Origin of the sequence: Roseovarius tolerans (genome assembly GCF_028885395.1) — a bacterium.
Taxonomy (GTDB): domain Bacteria; phylum Pseudomonadota; class Alphaproteobacteria; order Rhodobacterales; family Rhodobacteraceae; genus Roseovarius; species Roseovarius tolerans.
In genome coordinates this window covers 1,331,409-1,351,186 of record NZ_CP118494.1, presented here as the reverse complement: position 1 = coordinate 1,351,186, position 19,778 = coordinate 1,331,409, and the positions used below count along the sequence as shown (strand labels likewise).

The following is a 19,778-nucleotide window of genomic DNA, read 5'->3' as shown; positions in this document are numbered from 1 at the left end:
AACCGCAAGGCCAACCCGATCCCGCCCCAAGAACAAAGGCACAGGCATGACCACATCCCCGATCCGCGTCGTGATTGTCGACGACCACCCGATGGTCGCCGAAGGCATCCAGTCGATCCTAGAGAGCTATGACGATGTCGCGGTGATCGCCACCTGCAGCACCGGGCAGGAGATCATCGACCGGGTCGAACATCTCGCCCCCGACGTGATCCTGCTCGACCTCAACATGCCGGGGCTGGGCGGGCTCTCGACCGCCGAACTCCTGCTGGAGCGCCGCCCCGGCACCCGCATCCTGATCCTCAGCATGCATGACAGCCCCGAATACATCTCCTCGGCGCTCAGCCACGGTGCTGCGGGCTACGTGCTCAAGGACGTGCCCACCGACGAAATCAAGCGCGCCATCGACGCGGTCATGGCCGGGCAACGGTATCTCTGCACCGGCGCGCAGGGCTCGCTCGCACCTTTCACCGCGCCCGACCGCGAACAGCTGACCAATCGCGAACAGACCATCCTGTTGCAACTGGCGCAGGGCAAATCCAACCGCGAGGTGGCCGAGACGCTCGACATCTCGGTGCGCACGGTCGAAACCCACCGCAAGAACATCAAGCGCAAGCTGGGCATCTCCTCGACCGCCGGATTGACCCGCTACGCGCTGGAACACGGCGTCTTGCAAGGCACCGGCGTGCGGCTCTGACGCGGCAGGTCAGGCACTCTCGCTCTCGACCAGCCCCCGCGTGATCATCGGCCCCAGCAGCCGCGCCACGTCTGCCGCGATCAGATCGCGCCCCATCCCGGGGAATACCTCGCAGAGCAGATCGGCGATCTCCTGTCCCGTCACCCGATTCTCCAGCAGGGTCCAGACGGCCCCTCCCACGGCGTTCAGCCTGTAAAACTCGCGGCTATCGATATGCCACAGGAACATGTCGGCACCGATCACCCGTTCGATCACGCCGCTCGACCGCTTGAAGCGGTGGTCAAGGGCTGCCGGCACGGCCTCCGCCGCTTCAGGCGCGACCCGGCATTCGGCGCGCCTGTCCACCCATGCCTCCGGTCTCCGGCCACCCGCAAAGGCCGCACGAACAAGGGCCACAGCCTCTTCGAGGTTCGAATACTCAAGCGCGACGCAGGGCAGCCTCTCCACCATACCGGCTATTTCGTCGTAATGCGCAGTCATGTCGCCGGGATCGGCAATGTTCTGGCGGATAAGACATGCTGCCCCGTCTTCTGCGCGCAGCCGGGAAAACCGCGCAGGCATCCCCTCCTGCCGCGTGAGGACAACCACCGCCGCAAGCGGGGCGCGCGTTCCAAGCGGGGCCTGACCCGGCAGCGCGACATAGCCGTAGCGGTGATCGTATAGCGTGATGCTTCGCGTGGCTTGGCGCCGGAACGGCACCGCAATACCATCTGGCAACGGCAAACGCAGGCGCGGCTGAATCCCAAGCGCGACCGTCTCTCCGCCCGGCTCCACCGGCAGCACGTCGTCACAGAAAAGCTCGGTGCCCGGCTCCATCCCAAGGCGGGTGACAAGCGTCGTCTTGCCAGCCCTGTAGGGGCCGGTGAAAATCACAAGCTGGCCGTCAATCCGCACGGCACCGCAATGCAGGCCCAGCAGACCGGGCCGCGCATCCAGATAGGCCTGCGTGATATCGGCCACCGCACCGCAAGTGGCTCCCGCCAAACCGAGCCCGGTCAGCGCGTCTCGCCCCCAGCGCGAGCGGAAACTATAGCGGCCATCGGCCTGCATCCGGATTACAGAGGCGCAAGTTTCCTCATGCTTCTCATCCGGGCACGCCGCGAACGCCCAGTCCGGCATCACCGTCGACAGAGCGTCGGGAATTGCATCGCAATCAAGCAACTCCAGCGCATGTTGCGCAGCCGGAATCGACAGGCGAGCGACCCCAGAGGCGGGGGCACGCAGAATGCGCGCCCCCTCGTCCGCAACGTTGGTGTCACTTCGCGGCATCTCAGAAATTGATACCAAGACCGCGCGCCGCGCCGCGAACGGCACGGCCAAGACCACCAAGATTGCCACCACCCCTGCGGCCACGGCCGCCGCCGGACGGCCCAGACCCACCGCGCGCCCCGCGACCTCCACCCGAGCCACCGGATCCACCACCGCGGCCGCCACCCGAGCCACCGCCACCGGAGCCGCCACCGCCTCCACCGGAGCCACCACCGCCACCACCAGAGCCGCCACCGCCGCCTGATGCATGCGCAGCACCGAGATGCAACATCACCGGAGCCACATAAACGGCCCCTGCCGAGAGGCCCAGTCGCGCCAGCATACGGCGTCGCGACGTGTTTTTAACGTCTTCATCAGCCATCAAACTCTCTCCTTCTTCGTTCGGTTCCGGCCACCAGCTTGTGCGACCGTGACTGTAAACGTAGCGGCACCGGGATTATTCCCGACGATCACAAAAAAGCAGAGAATGGACCTGTCATCTTGAAAGAGAGCACGGGACCAAGCCGGAATGCGCCAATTCACGCAACAAATGCAAAGAAAATGCCCCTGCTGGCGACATTTTATCCGCCATATCGCCTTGACGCCCCCGCCCACCAGACCTAATGTCTCCGCCACGCAGCAAAGGAGTCGCACGGGTGGACACGCTAGTAGACATCGTAGGCACGTGGCGCATGGGCCGGTAACGGATACCCTGATGGTTCCCCATGCGCCCCCGTCTCACGGTCGGGGGCTTTTTTATGCGAATTGAAATGACGTCATACACGGAGCACAAGCACATGACACGTCAGATGACCGGAGCGAAAATGGTGGTTCAGGCCCTCAAGGATCAGGGCGTGGACGTCGTATTCGGATATCCCGGTGGCGCCGTGCTACCGATCTATGACGAGATCTTTCAGCAAAACGACATCCGCCACGTCCTCGTGCGTCACGAACAGGGCGCGGTGCATGCCGCCGAAGGCTATGCGCGCTCGACCGGCAAGCCGGGTGTCGTTCTGGTGACCTCGGGCCCCGGGGCCACCAATGCCGTCACCGGCCTGACGGACGCGCTGATGGACAGCATACCACTGGTGGTGCTGACCGGTCAGGTGCCCACATTCATGATCGGCACAGACGCGTTTCAGGAGGCCGATACCGTCGGCATCACCCGCCCCTGCACCAAGCATAACTGGCTGGTGTCGGACACCAAGCACCTGTCGGACACGATCCATCAGGCGTTCCACGTCGCGACCTCGGGCCGCCCCGGCCCGGTGCTGATCGACATCCCCAAGGATGTGCAATTCGCCTCGGCCGACTATGTCACGCCGCAAAAGGCGCGCACGCATCACTATCAGCCTCAGGTCAAGGGCGATATCGAGGGCATCACCGATCTGGTCGCCGCCATCGAAAAGGCCAAGCGCCCTGTCTTCTACACCGGCGGCGGCGTGATCAACTCCGGCCCCGCCGCCAGCCAACTCCTGCGCGAACTGGTCGAGGCCACGGGCATTCCGATCACCTCCACGCTGATGGGCCTCGGGGCCTATCCCGCAAGCGGCAAGCACTGGCTCGGGATGCTGGGCATGCACGGGCTTTACGAGGCCAACATGGCGATGCATGGCTGCGATCTGATGATCAATATCGGCGCGCGCTTCGATGACCGGATCACCGGGCGGCTGGACGCGTTCAGCCCCGACAGCACCAAGGCGCATATCGACATCGACCCCTCGTCGATCAACAAGGTGATCAAGACCGACATCCCCATCGTCGGCGACATCGCCCATGTGCTCGAGGACGTGCTCAAGGTCTGGAAATCGCGCGGCCGCAAGGTGAATGGCGAAGGTCTGGCCAAATGGCGGGCGCGGATCGACGAATGGCGCAAGGTCGACTGCCTGAAGTTCAAGCAGCAGGGCAAGACGATCAAGCCGCAATACGCGTTGCACCGGCTCGAGGAACTGACCAAGGGGCATGATCGCTACATCTGCACCGAGGTGGGCCAGCACCAGATGTGGGCGGCGCAGTATCTGGGTTTTGAGGACCCCAACCGCTGGATGACCTCCGGCGGCTTGGGCACCATGGGCTACGGCTTCCCGGCCTCCATCGGCGTGCAGATGGCCCATCCCGAAGCATTGGTCATCAACGTCGCCGGCGAGGCCTCGTGGCTGATGAACATGCAGGAAATGGGCACGGCGGTGCAATACCGCCTGCCGGTCAAGCAGTTCATCCTCAACAACGAACGCCTCGGCATGGTCCGGCAATGGCAGGAACTCCTGCACGGCGAGCGGTATTCGTCCTCGTGGTCCGAGGCGCTGCCCGATTTCGTGAAACTGGCCGAGGCCTTCGGGGCCAAGGGCATCCTGTGCAAAGACCCCGCCGATCTCGATGACGCGATCATGGAAATGCTCGACCATGACGGGCCGGTGATCTTCGACTGCCTCGTCGAGAAGCACGAGAACTGCTTCCCGATGATCCCGTCGGGCGAGCCGCATAACAAGATGCTGCTGGGCGAGGCAAGCACCAAGGACGCCATCAAGGAAGGCGGCGCGGTGCTCGTCTGAGCCCGTTTTCTTGAAAAGAAAACGTCCCGGAATTTTTTGAAAATTCCGGGACGCCCCACCCCGCCGACAGGCGTAGACCATAGATTTCTGGCCTGACGTTCAAGATTGGCATATATTGCCAATATCACCTATCGGAGACATCCCATGCCCACCCGCAATGTCGTCCTGACCAAGCATCAATCGGCACTGATCGACGATCTCGTCGCCTCGGGCCGCTATCAGAACGCCTCCGAGGCGCTGCGCGCCGGGCTGCGCCTGTTGCAGACCGAGGAAGAGACACGCGCGGCACTCATCCGACGCATTGACGGATCGCTCGCCGATCACACTGCAACCGGCCCCCTCACCGAGGACGGAGAGACCACCATCCGCCGCGCCTTCGCCCGCGCCCGACAGGACCGCGACGGCGCGAATGCCGACTGACTACCGCTTTTCCCGACGGGCCGCCGAGAGATTGACCGAGATCGCCACATGGACGCAAAGTACATTCGGACCGACGCAGGCAGAGCGCTACGAGACGCTCCTCATCGACCGGCTCACCGCACTGGTCGAGGGGCGCGCGCAACCCCGACCTCTCTCGCGCCTGACCGGTGCGGCGCACCACGACGCATTGATGACGCTGAAGGTGGGTCGCCACCTGCTGATCCTGCTGCCCGAACCCGATACCTGGGTTGTGATCGACATCCTGCACGACGCGCAGAACCTGACCACCCGCGATTTTGACCAAGAGGAATCCTGACCAATGTCCCCGCTGAAAATCAAAAAAGGCTCGTCCAAGCATTCGGCCTATAACCTGCGCCCGCAATTCTCGGATGTGCAGGAAACCCATACCCTCGCCGTGATCGTGGATAACGAGCCGGGCGTTCTGGCCCGCGTGATCGGCCTCTTCTCGGGGCGCGGCTACAATATCGACAGCCTGACCGTGGCCGAGGTCGATCATACCGGCCACACCTCCCGCATCACCATCGTCACCACCGGCACCCCGCAGGTGATCGAGCAGATCAAGGCCCAGCTTGGCCGCATCGTGCCGGTCCACGAGGTGCATGACCTCACCGTCGAGGGCGCAAGCGTGGAGCGCGAACTGGCGCTGCTCAAGGTCGAGGGCGAGGGCGACAAGCGGGTCGAGGCGCTGCGCCTCGCCGATATCTTCCGCGCCAACGCGGTGGACAGCACACATTCCAGCTTTGTCTTCGAGATCACCGGCGCACCGGAAAAGATCGACGCCTTTGCCGAATTGATGCGCCCCTTGGGCCTTGTGGAAATGGCCCGCACCGGCGTCGCGGCGATGTCGCGCGGGCTCTGAACCGGGCCCGCCACCCGCGCATCATGTCGCCTTGAGGCAACTCAGAGGTCGCAAGCGTATGCGCCGAATGCCACGCGCGCCGGTAATCTCCCGTTGAATCAAACGGGAGAGAGACCAGATGACCCAGCCGCTGACCGATCTTGGCCGCGTGCGCGCAAGCGTCGACCAGGCCAACGGGTTGCCCAACGCGCATTACATCGACCCTGCGGTCTACGAGGAAGAAAAGCACGCGCTGCTGTTCGGCCAATGGGCCGGGCTGGCCGTCTACGCCGATGTCCCCGAGCCGGGCGATGCCAAGCCGCTGGAATTTCTCGGCATGCCGCTGCTGCTCATCCGCGACAAGGATGGCGACGTGCGGGTCTTTCAGAACATCTGCCGCCATCGCGGCATGATCCTCGTCGAAGAACCGCGCAAGATCGAAGGCGCCATTCGCTGCCCCTACCATTCCTGGTGCTACTCGACCAAGGGTGCGCTCGTCTCCACCCCGCATGTCGGCGGGCCGGGCCACAACACCCACGCCTCTATCCGCCGCGATGAGCTTAGCCTCAACGAGGTCCGCAGCCATATCTGGCGCGATATCGTCTGGATCAACGTCTCGGGCGACGCCGCGCCGTTCGAGGAGGCGATGTCCGATCTCATCGCCCGCTGGTCCGAGTTCGACCTGCCGCTCTATCACGGCGGCCATGACAGCCGGTTCGAGCTGGAGGTCCAGACCAACTGGAAACTCGCGGTCGAGAATTACTGCGAGAGCTATCACCTGCCCTGGGTGCATCCCGGCCTCAACAGCTATTCCAAGCTGGAAGATCACTACCACATCGAGAAACCCGGCGAATATTCCGGTCAGGGCACGATGGTCTACCGCCAGCTGACCAACGAGAACGGCGAGAAGTTCCCCGATTTCGAGGATGTCGGCGCGAAGTGGAACGAGCAGGCCGAATATATCGCGGCCTATCCCAACGTGCTGCTCGGCGTGCACCGCGACCACGCCTTCGCCATCATCCTCGAACCCAAGGGGCCGGAGCGCACGGTCGAGCATATCCACCTCTATTATTCGGTCCCGCGCAGCGACGAGGGGCTGCGCATGCGCAACACCCAGCTGTGGAAGACCGTTTTCGAAGAGGACATCTTCGTCGTCGAAGGCATGCAAAAGGGCCGTCACGCCACCCATTTCGACGGCGGGCGCTTCTCTCCGGTGATGGACAGCCCCACGCATTGCTTCCACGATTGGGTCGCAGGCAAGGTCGAGGCGCATCGCGCCATGAAACAGGCAGCGGAATGAAGGATCTCGACGCCAACATGATCAGCGCGCATCAGGCGGGCGACCGCCGCGCGCTGATCCGGCTCTATGCGCAGGCGGCCAATGCGGTCAACGACCTCGACGCGTCCTGCTTCTACCTGACCCACGCCTACGTATTCGCGCTCGAGGCGGGCGCATCCGAGGCCCAGACCCTCCACGCCCGTTTGAAAGCACACGGCCGCGAGGCGTGATCTGACCTGCAGCCAGCCTAGCGGAGCGGCAGCGCGGCAAATATCGCCGCGCCGATCTCGGCAATCGCCGCGTTCCGATCTGTCATATCCGCATCGGCCCCGGTCATGAATATCGTGACCAGAGCCGGGTGGTTCGGTGTCGGCCAGACCACGGCAATTATGGAGCGAGAGCCATGACCGCCCGCGCCGGACTTGTCCCCGATGATCCAGCCCTCGGGCAGGCTGGCACGCAGCAGATCATCCGCGACCGCATCCGCGATCATCCAGTCCGAGAGTTGCTGACGTGACGCGGCCGTCAACATGTCACCGAACAGCAGCGCCTGCAACGTGGACAGCGCCGCGCGTGGCGTCGTGGTATCCCTCTCATCGCCCGGTGCGCCCTCGTTGAGCGCGGTCTCCCAGCGATCGAGACGGGTGGTGGCGTCGCCCATGTCGCGCAGGGTTTCGGTAAATCCCTCTGGCCCGCCTATCGTTGCCAACAGCAGGTTGCCCGCCGTGTTGTCGCTCATCGTAATCGCGGCACGGCACAATTCCCCGACGGTCATTCCGGTCCCGAGATGCCGGTCCGTCACCGGAGAATAGGTGACCAGATCGTCGCGCCCAAAGGTGATGCGGCGATCCAAAGCCTCCGCCCCGGCATCGACGCGGGCAAGAATCACACCGCAGAGCAAAGCCTTGAACGTGCTGGACATCGGAAAACGCTCGTCGGGCCTGGAGCCCCACTCCTGCCCACTGTTCAGATCCGTCACCGCATAGCCGATGCGCCCACCGATCCGCGCCTCGACGTCTTGCACGGTTTGCCGCAAAGCATCTTGCGCAGCGGCGGCGGGGCCGCACGTCAACACGATCAGCGCCAGGAGTCCGACCCCCGACAGGGTGAACTCGCGTATCATCTTCAGCATCGTGACGTCCTCGGTCTGCGTTCAGGTCCTGATCGGCACCTGCCGGGCGCACACTAGGCCGCCTCCGCCTCACACATCAACTTGTAAAGATGCCAGGTCGCGTGCCCCAGCAACGGCAGCACGAAGAACAGCCCCAGGAACGCGGGCAGCATCGCCACGAAGGTCAGCCCCGCGATCAGCGCCGCCCAGATCAGCATCGGCACCGGGTTCTCGATCACCACATGCAGGCTGGTGATCATGGCAGTCACGAAATCCACCTCGCGATCCAGCAGCATCGGCAGCGCCACCACCGTCAGGCTATAGAGCAGCAGCGCAAAGACCGCCCCCACGCCGGACCCGACCGCCAGCATGCTCAGCCCTTGGGACGTGAAATAGATCTCCAGCGACGAGGACACGTTGGTCATCGTCGACAGCCCCAGAAAGAGCGCAAAGATCATATGCGCGAGGAAGAACCAGAACAGGAACACCATGATGATGATCGCGCAGATCGACGGCAACTGCCGCCGCCGCTGATACGCGATCACCGCGAAAATCTCCGCCGCCACCAGCGCGCGGCCCTCGCTCAGCCGGTGGCTCACCTCGTAGAACCCCACGGCGGCGAACGGCCCCACCAGCGGAAAGCCGACGGCGGCGAAAATCAGCCAGTAACTCTTGCCCGTGGCCAGCGTGATCCAAGCCAGCAGCATCCCGATCACCACATAGACCCCGGCGAACGTTACCGCATAGCCCGGCGCCTGCCGCATATCCGCCCAGCCCCGGCGCAGCGCCTCGCCCAGCATGCCCGTCCGCACCGCGCCCATCTCCGGCACGCCCAGGGGCTTTACCTCTCTTGCTGGCATCGCGCATCCTCTCCCGTTTCGGCAAAGGTTAGCGGCAGGCGCATCTTATAAAAAGATGCAAGTTGAACTCAGCTTAGCACCGGCGAGCGCTGTCCCGGCCAATCGGTCGACGCGTGCCAGGCCTCGGCCAGCTCCAGCAACTCGCGATCCGCCCCGCGCTTGCCGATCAGTTGCAACCCCATCGGCAGGCCCTGCGGCCCGAACCCCGCCGGCACCGCCACCACCGGCAAGCCCGCCAGCGAGGCGGGCACCACCACCTCCATCCAGCGGTGATAGGTGTCCATCGCCTGCCCGGCTATGGCAGCCGGATAGACCTCATCGGCCGGAAACGGCCAGACCTGCGCCGTCGGCAGGGCCAGCACGTCATGGCTCTCGAAAAGCCGCGCGGCGGTGGAAAACCACCCGCTGCGCGCCACGCTCGCGCGGTGCACATCGAGCGCGCTCAGGCGTTGCCCCGCCTCCACCTCCCAGACCGCCTCGGGCTTCAATCGCCCGCTCTCCAGCAGCGGCGAAAGATTGGCCGACACCGCCCAATGCCGCAGCGTCACCCACGCCTCCCACAGCGCCTCGCGGCTATAGGGTGCGGCCAATGCCTCGACCTGCGCCCCCAGCCCCTCCAGCACGCCAAGCGCGGCCTCGCAGAGCGGCAGGATGCCCTCCTCATAGGGCCAGGCCCCGCCCCAATCGCCCAGCCAGCCGATCCGCACGCCCGCCGCACGCGGCGCGATATCCGCCAGGTCCGGCACCTCCATCCCATGCGGCTGCCGCCCGTCACGCCCCGCCATCACCGACAGCAAGAGCGCCAGATCGCGCGGGTTGCGCGCCATCGGCCCGTTCGTCGACAGCTGATGCAGAAAGGTATCGGCGCGCGGCTCCGAGGGCACCAGCGACCAGCTTGGCCGCATCCCGTAGACATTGCACCAGCCCGCCGGATTGCGCAGGCTGCCCATCATGTCCGACCCGTCCGCCAGCGCCAGCATGCCACAGGCCAGCGCCACCGCCGCCCCGCCCGACGAGCCGCCACAGGAGCGCGCCGGATCATAGGGGTTCACCGTCACCCCGTGCACCGGGTTGAACGTATGGCTGCCCAGCCCGAATTCGGGCGTGTTGGTCTTGCCGATGAAAATCGCCCCCGCCGCGCGCATCCGCGCCACGTGGCAATCATCGCGCTCCGCCACCTGCCCGGCGAACAGTGGCGAGCCTTGCGAGGTCGGCAACCCCGCCACATTCGCCAGATCCTTCACGGCCATCGGCAACCCGTGCAGCACTCCGCGCGGACCGCCCTGATCCACCGCGCGCGCCTCGGCGATCAGATCGGCGGCGTCGCGCAGGCTGACGATCGCGTTGACCTTTGGATTGACCGCCTCGATGCGGTCCAACGTCTCGCGCATCACCGCCTCGGCGCTCACCTCGCGCCGCACCATCCGCCCGATCACCCCTTCCGCTGTCTCGCTGATCATCTCCACGCCCCTGCTTCATCTTGCCATAAATATTCCGGGGGAGTCGCCGCCCCGCGGCGACGGGGGCAGCGCCCCTCACATCGCCTCAGCCCGTGCTCCCGCCCGCCTTTTTCTTCTCCGCCACGACCTTCTCCGCCAGATCGCGCGCGATGGCAAAGGCGCCCTTGATCCGGTCCGCCTCACCCTTCCAGTCACGCCGCACGACGATCTTGTTGTCGCGCACCTTGGCCAGACCTTTCTGATCGTTGATGAATTCCACCAAGCCCTGCGGCGAGGCGAACTTGTCGTTGTGAAACTGGATCGTCGCGCCCTTGGGCCCGCCATCAAGCTTGGCAATCCCCGCCCGCTTGCACATCGCCTTGATCCGCACGACCAGCATCAGCATGTTGACCTCGCGCGGCAGCTTGCCGAACCGGTCGATCAGTTCTGCCGCAAAGCCTTCCATCTCGACCTTGCTCTCCAGCCCGCTCAAGCGGCGATAGAGGCCCAGCCGCACATCGAGATCAGGCACATAGGTCTCGGGAATGAGCACCGGCACACCGAGATTGATCTGCGGTGCCCATTGCTCATCGGCCTCCGACAGCCCGTCAATCTGCCCCGACCTGATCTTGGCAATCGCCTCTTCCAGCATGGATTGATAGAGTTCATAGCCGACATCGCGCATCTGCCCTGACTGTTCCTCGCCCAAGAGGTTCCCCGCCCCGCGAATGTCGAGATCCTGAGACGCGAGCGTAAATCCCGCCCCCAGCGTGTCGAGACTGCCCAGAACCCGCAGCCGCTTTTCCGCGCCGGGCGTCAGCGGCACGCGCGGCTTGGTCGTGAGATACGCATAGGCGCGCGTCTTGGAGCGGCCCACACGCCCCCGGATCTGGTAGAGCTGGCTCAGCCCGAACATGTCGGCGCGGTGGATGATCATCGTGTTGGCCGTCGGGATATCCAGCCCCGATTCCACGATGGTCGTGGCCAGCAGCACATCGTATTTGCCGTCGTAAAAGGCGTTCATCCGGTCGTCGAGCTCTCCGGCCGCCATCTGCCCATGCGCCACCACATAGGACACCTCGGGCACCTGATTGGCCATGAATTCCTCGATCTCGGGCAGGTCCTTGATGCGCGGGACCACGAAAAACGACTGCCCGCCCCGGTAATGCTCGCGCAACAGCGCCTCGCGCACGGTGACGGTGTCGAACTCGCTCACATAGGTGCGGATCGACAGGCGGTCGATGGGGGGCGTGCCGATGATCGACAGATCTCGCACGCCCGAGAGCGACAGTTGCAGCGTGCGCGGGATCGGCGTCGCGGTCAGCGTCAGCACATGCACGTCCGAGCGCAACTGCTTCAATCGCTCCTTATGCGCCACCCCGAACCGCTGTTCTTCGTCGATGATCAACAGGCCCAGATTCTTGAACCGCACGCTCTTCGCCAGCAGCGCATGCGTGCCCACCACGATATCGGCCTCGCCCTTCGCCATCGCCTCGCGGGTCTTGTTCGCCTCGCCCGCGCTCACAAACCGCGAAAGCGGCCGCACATTGACCGGAAAGCCGCGAAACCGCGCCGCGAATTCCTGATAATGCTGCCGCGCCAGCAGCGTAGTCGGCGCGATCACCGCCACCTGCAGGCCTGACATGGCCGCCACAAAGGCCGCGCGCATCGCCACCTCGGTCTTGCCAAAGCCCACATCGCCGCAAATCAGCCGGTCCATCGGGCGGCCCGCGCCCAGATCGGCCACCACATCCTCGATCGCGCGCAGCTGATCGTCGGTCTCCTGATAGGGAAAGCGCGCGGCAAACGCCTCCCAGGCGTGATGCTCGGCCTCGACCACCGGCGCGCGGCGCAATTCACGCTCGGCAGCGACCCGGATAAGGCGGTCCGCCATCTCGCGAATGCGCTCCTTGAGCCGCGCCTTCTTGGCCTGCCACGCGCCGCCGCCCAGCTTGTCGAGCAGCCCTTCGTCATGGCCATACCTCGACAGCAGTTCGATGTTTTCGACCGGCAGATACAGCTTGGCGCTCTCGGCATATTCCAGCACCAGGCACTCATGCGCCGCCCCCGCCGCCGTGACCACCTCCAGCCCCAGATAGCGCCCGATCCCGTGATCCACATGCACCACCAGATCGCCCGCGCTCAGCGCCTGCGCTTCGGTCAGGAAATTCTCCGCCCGCCGCTTGCGCTTGGCCCCGCGAATAAGGCGCTCGCCCAGCACGTCCTGCTCAGCGATCACCGTCAGCCCGGGCGCGATGAACCCCTGTTCAAGCGGCCAGACCGCCAGATGCAGCCCGCGCTTGCCCAGCGCCTTGGCGCTGCGGATGGTGACCGTCCCCAACAGCCCCTCATCCTCCAACAGCCCCTCGATCCGCTCGCGCGCGCCCTCGGAATAGGATGCGACCACCACCGGCCCCTCGGCCATGCGTGCGTCAACATGATCCTTCAGAACTCTGAAAAGGTTGATGTTTTCCTGCTGTCGCTCAGGTGCGAAACTGCGCCCGATGCGCCCGCCCGCGTCGATCACCCCCGGCCCGGTCGCCTGCGGCAGGGCCACGAATTGCAGCACCCGCCGATCCGCCACCGCCGCCTGCCAAGCGTCGTCATCAAGATAAAGCAGCCCCGGCGGCACCGGCTTGTAAACCGTGTCGCCGCGACTCTTCTGGCTCAGCGCATGCTGGCGCGCCTCGTATTGATCGGCAATGCTCTCCCAACGCGCCACGCGCGCCGCGCCGACCTGATCATCCAGCGTGATCGACGCCTCCGGCAGATAGTCGAAAATCAGTTCCAGCCGCTCGTGAAAGAACGGCAGCCAATGCTCGACCCCGGCATGTTTGCGCCCCGCGCTCACCGCCTCATAGAGCGGATCATCGGTGCCCGCCGCGCCAAACTCGATCCGGTAATTCTGCCGGAAGCGCCGGATCGCGGCCTCATCCAGAATGACCTCCGACACCGGGGCGAGCTCGATCCGCTCCAGCGTCTCTGTGGTGCGCTGCGTGGCCGCATCGAACCGGCGAAGCCCGTCCAGAATGTCACCGAAAAGATCAAGCCGCACCGGCCCCGCCTCGCCCGGCGGATAGATGTCGATGATACCGCCGCGCAGCGCGTAATCGCCGGGTTCCGTCACCGTGGGGGCCTGCGAAAACCCCATCCGCACCAGAAAATCGCGCAACGCCTTCTCATCGATGCGCTCGCCCACCGCGGCGGCAAAGGCGGCCTCGCGCAGGACATCGCGCGCGGGCACGGCCTGCGTCGCGGCATTGAGCGTGGTCAGCAGCACGAACTGCTTCGGCGCGCCATGCACCAGCGTGGCCAGCGTCGCCATCCGTGTGGCGGAGATATCGGCATTGGGCGACACCCGGTCATAGGGCAGGCAATCCCAGCCCGGAAAGCGAATGACCGGCATTTCGGGGGCAAAGAACTCCAGCGCGGCGGCCATCGCCGCCATCCGCTTGTCGTCGCGCGCGACATGGATGACCGGCCCGCCGCGCACCTCGGCCTCTTTCAGCACCAGACGCGCGTCGAACCCTTCGGGCGCGCCGCCCACCTTGATGTGATCGCTCATTGCCTCACCCGTTCCGTCGCGCCGTGCCGTTCAGCTCAGCACGTTCGCGTTCATGTTCTGATACATGCCCCACATCGCGGTGACAAAGATCGACGCCATGCCGATCAGCTGGATGTGCAACCTGTGGCGCTGAATGCGCTTGACCAGCGCCTCGCCCGCCAGCGCCTGATCCTGGATGATATGCGCGGTGCGCACCGACAGCATCGCGACCATCAGCAGCGGAAAACCCAACAGGAAAATCGCCTGCGCGAACTCGTTGCCATAGACAAACGCCAACAGCGCCACGCTTGTCACCGCGAAGGCCACCAGCCCGGCCAGCAGCAACCCGCTCTCGCGCGCGACATAGAGAATGCGATTGGTATTCACCCGCACCAGATCCTGAAAATCGTGCATCGGCGCGTCGCTCTGGCTCTTGCGCGCACGGATCGCCATGTCCCACGGCACCCCCAGCACCCAATGCGAGGCCGACGACCACGTCACCGCCAGGGCGATCCAATACCACAGGTTGCTGAAAGAGCGCATGTCGATGAGCTCGAAAACATTGTCGTACCAGTCCAAGGCCACGCCCCTGTTTCACTTCCGTCGCCTCTCTTAGCGCCGGTGCGCGGCAATTCCTACCCTTGAGATGTGCGAATTTCCATGCCACTCAATTGGCACCCCGAGATCACCAGAAAGTCCGCCCATGCGCCCGACCCAAGCCGCCTTCCCCGCCACCCGCCTGCGCCGCACTCGCCAGTCGCCCGCAATCCGTGACATGGTGGCGGAAAACACGCTGACCTCGGCCGATCTGATCTGGCCGGTCTTCGTGCGCGATGGCGAGGGCGTCGAGGAACCGGTGCCCTCGATGCCCGGCGTGATGCGCCGCTCCATCGACCGCGTGGTCGAGGCCGCCCGCGAGGCCGCCGATCTCGGCATTCCGGCGATCTGCCTCTTTCCCTTCACCTCCGCCGAGAACCGCACCGCCGATTGCGCCGAGGCCTGGAGCCCCGACAACCTGAGCAATCGCGCCACCCGGGCGATCAAGGCAGCGGTGCCCGACATCGCGGTGATGGCCGACGTCGCCCTCGACCCCTATTCCGACACCGGCCATGACGGCTTTGTGGTGAATGGCGAGATTGTCAACGACGCCACCGTCGAGGCGCTGGTGAAACAGGCGCTGAGCCAGGCCGAGGCGGGTGTCGACATCATCGGCCCCTCGGACATGATGGACGGGCGCATCGGTGCCATTCGCGCGGCACTCGAGGCAAACGGTCACCCGAACGTGATGCTCATGTCCTACGCCGCCAAATACGCCTCGGCCTTCTACGGGCCGTTCCGCGATGCGGTGGGCGCGGGGGCGGCGCTCAAGGGGGACAAGAAAACCTACCAGATGAACCCCGCCAACTCGGATGAGGCGCTGCGCCTCGTCGAGCGTGATCTGCGCGAGGGCGCCGATATAGTGATGGTCAAACCGGGCCTGCCCTATCTCGATATCTGCAGGCGGGTGAAGGATAATTTCGGCGCGCCCACCTTCGCCTACCAGGTCTCGGGCGAATACGCGATGATCATGGCCGCCGTGCAGAACGGCTGGATCGACGAGGAGCGCGCCATGCTGGAGAGCCTGATGTGCTTCAAGCGCGCAGGCTGCGACGGGGTGCTCAGCTATTTCGCCCCCAAGGTGGCCCGCCTCTTGTCCTGACAAGCCCCACACGCGCAAGAACCCGCGTAGACACGCAATCCCTAGTGACAGCAGCGGACAGCCTGTCTATACTATGTGGCATCAAACCCGGCATCAGACCGGCATTTCCAGAGGCAACGAAACGGGCAATGACATGAGCAACCTTTCACGACGCGGATTCACCTTCGGCCTTTTGGCTGGCACCCCGCTGCTTGCGGCCTGCGGCAACGGCGTCGGCAGTCCGGGCGCGGCCCGCATCGACGCGCGCGTCGCATCCACCAAAAGTCACATGTTCGCCAACTATCCCGGCACCCGCGATCTCGCCGAGAAATCGACCGGCATCCTGATCATGCCGGTGATCACCGAAGGTGGCTTTTTCGTCGGCGGCGGTTATGGCCAGGGCGCGCTTCAGATCGACGGTGTCACGGTCGATTACTACTCCGCCACCAAGGGCAGCTTCGGCCTGCAATTCGGGGCCCAGCAATTCGCCCATGTGCTCTTTTTCATGACCGACGAGGCGCTCCAGCGTTTCCGTCGCTCTTCGGGCTGGGCCGCAGGCGCCGATCTTGAATACGTCTTCAACGATCGCGGCGACAACCTGCGCGCCGAAACCACCACCTCCACCGCCCCCGTCGTGGCGGTGATCTTCGGTCAGGCGGGCCTGCTTGCCGGGGCTTCGCTCGAAGGCATGAAATACAGCCGCATCATCCCCTGACACAGGGCAAAGCTCAGACGGACGGCCGGTCTTGCACCGGCCGTTTTGCATTGCCCCCGCCCACCGTCCCGGCACAAGTGCTTTCTTTTTGGCAAAAATACTCAAATCCCCCGCCTGCGCCCTGTGCCACATCGGGCAATCTTCCCCCTAGCAAGCCCGCCCCCCATCGCCTAAGTTCATCCCCAAGTGAAACCGGGCCCGGGGGCGTCATGAGTGAGACCGGACTACAAAAACTGGCGTTTTTCCTGCTGGTGGCGCTGATCCTGTTCGTCGCCGCCGCAGGAGGCGTGTGATGGCACAGCGCTTCGGCGGAAAGTTCAGCCCCGACGGCAATGGCACCACGCCCCCCGCCCAGACCGGCGGCTATCGCGGCGCGCGGCGCACCCGCGCGGGCGGGCGCGTCAACCTGCTCTTCATGGCCCCGCTGCCCCTCGCCGTGCGCGCCTTCACCTCCGGCCCGGTGGACATGGCGTTCAACCTCGCCGCCCTCGGGCTGTTGCTGCTCGCCGCATGGCTCACCCGTGAGGGCATTCTTGCGCAAGAGGCCTATGAGGCGCGCAAGATCGCCCGCCGTCCCGCCATCCCGCGCAAGATCTTCGCCTCGCTGCTCACCGGCGCAGGTCTCGGCGTCGCGGGCTTCGCCACCGGCGGCGGCCTTCTGGAGCCGCTGATTTACGCGGTCGCGGGCACCGCGCTGCACAGCCTCGCCTTCGGGTTTGACCCGCTGCGCGACAAGGGTGCCGAGGGCGTCGACAGCTTTCAGACCGACCGCGTCGCCCGTGTCGTCGATCAGGCCGAGGATTATCTCAAATCCATGTCCGACACGATCCGCCGCACCGGCGACCGCGCGCTCGAATCGCGGCTTGATCAGTTTCAGATCACCGTGCGCGACATGCTCCGCACGGTCGAGGACGACCCGCGCGACCTTACTGCGGCGCGAAAATACCTGGGCGTCTATCTCATGGGCGCACGCGACGCTTCGGTCAAATATGCCGATCTCGCCACCCGCGCCCCCAACCCCGAGGCCCGCGAGAAATACCTCGCGCTGCTGTCCGACCTCGAACAGAATTTCACTGCCAAGACCCGCGCGCTCATGGCCGACAGCACCACCGATCTCGATATCGAGATCGAGGTGCTGCGCGACCGGCTGGAGCGCGAAGGCGTTCACCTTGAGACCAAAGATTTAGCGTAAGAGGACCAACCCATGTCAGAGACCACCCGTCAAAAGGCCGAAGCCGCCCTCGCCGATGTCGAGGCCGTCAGCCGCGCGATCCTGCCCGAGCCGTCGGAGGCCAATGCCATCGTCGCCCTCGATCAGGCCGACGCTCCCGCCAGCGCCGAGATCACCCGCCGCATGGGTGAAATCGACATGGCCGACACCCAATCCATCGTCTCCTTCGGCTCCGCCGCGCAGGCCGAATTGCAGGAAATCTCGCAGAGCATGCTGCAGGGCGTGCGCAACAAGGATGTCGGCCCGGCGGGCGACTCCTTACGCGGCATCGTCACCACGATCCGAGGCTTCTCGGTCTCCGAACTTGACGTGCGCCGCGAGCGGTCGTGGTGGGAGAAACTCTTGGGCCGCGCCGCCCCCATCGCCAAGTTCACCGCGCGCTTTGAAGAGGTGCAGGGCCAGATCGACAAGATCACCGACGACCTGCTGACGCATGAGCATACCCTCCTGAAGGATATCAAGTCGCTCGACATGCTCTACGAAAAAACGCTCGCCTTCTATGATGAGCTGGCCCTCTACATCGCGGCGGGCGAGGCCAAGCTCAAGGAACTCGACGAAAAGGACATCCCCGCCAAGGAGGCCGAGGTGCAGGCCGCCCCCGAGGCCGATCAGGTGATGACCGCGCAGGAGTTGCGCGACCTGCGCGCCGCGCGCGACGATCTCGAACGCCGGGTGCATGACCTGAAACTGACCCGTCAGGTCACCATGCAATCCCTGCCCTCGATCCGCCTCGTGCAGGAAAACGACAAATCGCTGGTGACCAAGATCAACTCCACCCTCGTCAACACCGTGCCGCTCTGGGAAACCCAGCTGGCACAAGCGGTCACCATCCAGCGTTCGGCAGAGGCCGCCAAGGCCGTGCGCAGCGCCAATGACCTGACCAACGAGCTTTTGACCGCCAACGCCGCCAACCTGCGCGAGAGCAACAAGATGATCCGCCAGGAAATGGAGCGCGGCGTCTTCGATATCGAAGCGGTGAAAAAGGCCAATGCCGACCTTATCGGCACCATTCAGGAAAGTCTCCAGATCGCCGACGAGGGCAAGGCCAAACGCGCCAAGGCCGAGGAAGACCTCAAGAAGATGGAAGCCGAGTTGCGCGACACGCTGGCCTCGGCCAAGGCGCGGCGCGATGGCACAGGCGACACCGCCGGCACCGCCGTGCCCAAGGGCTGAACCGGGGCATGCGGGCAAAGCAGTACACGGCATGGATTGCGGGCGCGGCCCTTGCCGCGCTCGCGGCCTGCGACGTGCCCGCCCCACCCCCCGCAGAACGCCCGACGGCGCGCCCGCCGGGCGGCGCACCCACACCCGCCCCCGGCCCCTCCTACGACAGCCGCGCACTCGCCAGCTATTACGAGCGGATCGAGCGCAACCTGCTGTCGCGCGGTCTGTTGCGCACCGATGGCGGCGGGCCGGACACGCCCTATACCGACACCGATCTCCTCCGCAATTTCGAGCGGATCGTATTCTTCGACGAATACGCCCCCGGCGGCGGCTATCGCCCGTCCTCGGGGCGCGCGGGCGGCTTGCGCAAATGGCAGGGGCCGGTGCGCATGGGCATCGAATTCGGCGCCTCGGTGCCGCGTGATCAGCAGGTGCAGGATCGCAACACCATCACCGCCTATGCCAACCGCCTGTCGCAGGCCGCGCGCCACCCGATAAGCGCAAGCACACGCAACCCCAATTTCCACGTTCTCGTGATGTCCGAAGATGACCGCGCCGAGGGGCTCGCCCGCATCCGCCAGATGGTGCCGGATATCGACCCGGCCACCATGGGCATCTTCCGCTCCATGCCGCGCAGCATCCACTGTCTGGTCGTGGCCTTCTCCGGCAAGGGCGACCCCCACACCTATACCCAGGCCATCGCCTGGATCCGGGCCGAGCATCCGCCGCTGATGCGCGAATCCTGCGTCCACGAGGAACTGGCGCAGGGCTTGGGCCTCGCCGATGACAGCCCCGCCGCCCGGCCCTCGATCTTCAACGACGACGACGAATTCGCCTGGCTCACCACCCAGGACGAGGAATTGCTGCGCCTGCTCTATTCCCCCGACCTGCGCCCCGGCATGACCCCCGACCAGGCCCGCCCCATCATCCGCCGCCTGCTGGATGAGCGCGCGGGCGGGCCGGTCTGACCCCCGATCACAGGAG

At 65.1% G+C, this 19,778-nt stretch carries 18 protein-coding genes; 12 read left to right on the top strand and 6 right to left on the bottom strand.

The annotated features are described in order from the left end of the window. Positions 1 to 46: 46 nt before the first annotated feature. Positions 47 to 694: a response regulator transcription factor gene (locus tag PVU19_RS06660; RefSeq protein ID WP_050661964.1), complete on the top strand. Its 648-nt coding sequence runs from the start codon at positions 47 to 49 to the stop codon at positions 692 to 694. Between the two features lie 9 nt (positions 695 to 703). Here the strand turns inward: PVU19_RS06660 and PVU19_RS06655 are convergent, their stop codons facing one another. Continuing rightward, entirely contained in the window at positions 704 to 2,212 is a 1,509-nt protein-coding gene (locus PVU19_RS06655; protein ID WP_050661963.1) for a PqqD family protein, read from the bottom strand. A gap of 527 nt (positions 2,213 to 2,739) precedes the next feature. Between PVU19_RS06655 and PVU19_RS06650 the strand changes: the two genes are divergently transcribed. The 6 genes from PVU19_RS06650 (at position 2,740) to PVU19_RS06625 (ending at position 7,282) form a co-directional block, all read left to right on the top strand. Continuing rightward, a complete protein-coding gene (locus tag PVU19_RS06650; protein ID WP_050661962.1) occupies positions 2,740 to 4,494 on the top strand; it encodes an acetolactate synthase 3 large subunit in 1,755 nt (584 codons plus the stop codon). Positions 4,495 to 4,638: 144 nt separating this feature from the next. Further along, complete coding sequence (locus PVU19_RS06645; RefSeq protein ID WP_050661961.1) at positions 4,639 to 4,914, top strand: type II toxin-antitoxin system ParD family antitoxin; 276 nt, start codon at positions 4,639 to 4,641, stop codon at positions 4,912 to 4,914. Then, positions 4,904 to 5,230 (top strand): type II toxin-antitoxin system RelE/ParE family toxin, encoded by a 327-nt coding sequence (locus PVU19_RS06640; protein WP_082237445.1) that lies wholly within the window; start codon positions 4,904 to 4,906, stop codon positions 5,228 to 5,230. The genes PVU19_RS06645 and PVU19_RS06640 overlap by 11 nt, the downstream gene beginning before the upstream one ends. 3 nt (positions 5,231 to 5,233) lie before the next feature. Next, a complete protein-coding gene (gene ilvN, locus PVU19_RS06635; RefSeq protein WP_050661959.1) occupies positions 5,234 to 5,794 on the top strand; it encodes an acetolactate synthase small subunit in 561 nt (186 codons plus the stop codon). 118 nt (positions 5,795 to 5,912) lie between these two features. After that, positions 5,913 to 7,073 carry an aromatic ring-hydroxylating oxygenase subunit alpha gene (locus tag PVU19_RS06630; protein WP_050661958.1) on the top strand — a complete coding sequence of 387 codons (1,161 nt, stop codon included), beginning with the start codon at positions 5,913 to 5,915 and terminating at the stop codon, positions 7,071 to 7,073. Then, on the top strand, positions 7,070 to 7,282 hold the full coding sequence (locus PVU19_RS06625; RefSeq protein WP_050661957.1) for a hypothetical protein: 213 nt from the start codon (positions 7,070 to 7,072) through the stop codon (positions 7,280 to 7,282). The genes PVU19_RS06630 and PVU19_RS06625 overlap by 4 nt, the downstream gene beginning before the upstream one ends. A gap of 17 nt (positions 7,283 to 7,299) precedes the next feature. Here PVU19_RS06625 and bla read toward each other — a convergent pair whose 3' ends face one another. From bla to PVU19_RS06600, 5 genes are all read right to left on the bottom strand, one after another. Continuing rightward, positions 7,300 to 8,175: a class A beta-lactamase gene (bla, locus tag PVU19_RS06620; protein ID WP_152911605.1), complete on the bottom strand. Its 876-nt coding sequence runs from the start codon at positions 8,173 to 8,175 to the stop codon at positions 7,300 to 7,302. A gap of 62 nt (positions 8,176 to 8,237) precedes the next feature. Next, positions 8,238 to 9,023, bottom strand: coding sequence for a DUF2189 domain-containing protein (locus tag PVU19_RS06615; RefSeq protein ID WP_050661956.1), 786 nt, complete (start codon positions 9,021 to 9,023; stop codon positions 8,238 to 8,240). Positions 9,024 to 9,091: 68 nt separating this feature from the next. Beyond that, positions 9,092 to 10,483, bottom strand: a complete 1,392-nt coding sequence (locus tag PVU19_RS06610) for an amidase (protein ID WP_050661955.1) — start codon at positions 10,481 to 10,483, stop codon at positions 9,092 to 9,094. A gap of 85 nt (positions 10,484 to 10,568) precedes the next feature. Continuing rightward, positions 10,569 to 14,027: a transcription-repair coupling factor gene (gene mfd / locus PVU19_RS06605; RefSeq protein WP_050661954.1), complete on the bottom strand. Its 3,459-nt coding sequence runs from the start codon at positions 14,025 to 14,027 to the stop codon at positions 10,569 to 10,571. Positions 14,028 to 14,057: 30 nt separating this feature from the next. Then, on the bottom strand, positions 14,058 to 14,585 hold the full coding sequence (locus tag PVU19_RS06600) for a component of SufBCD complex (RefSeq protein ID WP_162838255.1): 528 nt from the start codon (positions 14,583 to 14,585) through the stop codon (positions 14,058 to 14,060). 124 nt (positions 14,586 to 14,709) lie between these two features. Between PVU19_RS06600 and hemB the strand changes: the two genes are divergently transcribed. The 5 genes from hemB (at position 14,710) to PVU19_RS06575 (ending at position 19,762) form a co-directional block, all read left to right on the top strand. Then, complete coding sequence (gene hemB, locus PVU19_RS06595; RefSeq protein ID WP_050661952.1) at positions 14,710 to 15,705, top strand: porphobilinogen synthase; 996 nt, start codon at positions 14,710 to 14,712, stop codon at positions 15,703 to 15,705. A 133-nt stretch (positions 15,706 to 15,838) separates the two neighbouring features. Beyond that, positions 15,839 to 16,399, top strand: coding sequence for a lipid-binding SYLF domain-containing protein (locus tag PVU19_RS06590; protein WP_082237464.1), 561 nt, complete (start codon positions 15,839 to 15,841; stop codon positions 16,397 to 16,399). Positions 16,400 to 16,691: 292 nt separating this feature from the next. After that, positions 16,692 to 17,591 (top strand): 5-bromo-4-chloroindolyl phosphate hydrolysis family protein, encoded by a 900-nt coding sequence (locus PVU19_RS06585; protein ID WP_050661950.1) that lies wholly within the window; start codon positions 16,692 to 16,694, stop codon positions 17,589 to 17,591. 12 nt (positions 17,592 to 17,603) lie between these two features. Then, positions 17,604 to 18,803, top strand: coding sequence for a toxic anion resistance protein (locus tag PVU19_RS06580; protein ID WP_050661949.1), 1,200 nt, complete (start codon positions 17,604 to 17,606; stop codon positions 18,801 to 18,803). Positions 18,804 to 18,811: 8 nt separating this feature from the next. After that, positions 18,812 to 19,762, top strand: a complete 951-nt coding sequence (locus tag PVU19_RS06575; protein ID WP_050661948.1) for a DUF2927 domain-containing protein — start codon at positions 18,812 to 18,814, stop codon at positions 19,760 to 19,762. Positions 19,763 to 19,778 lie beyond the last annotated feature (16 nt).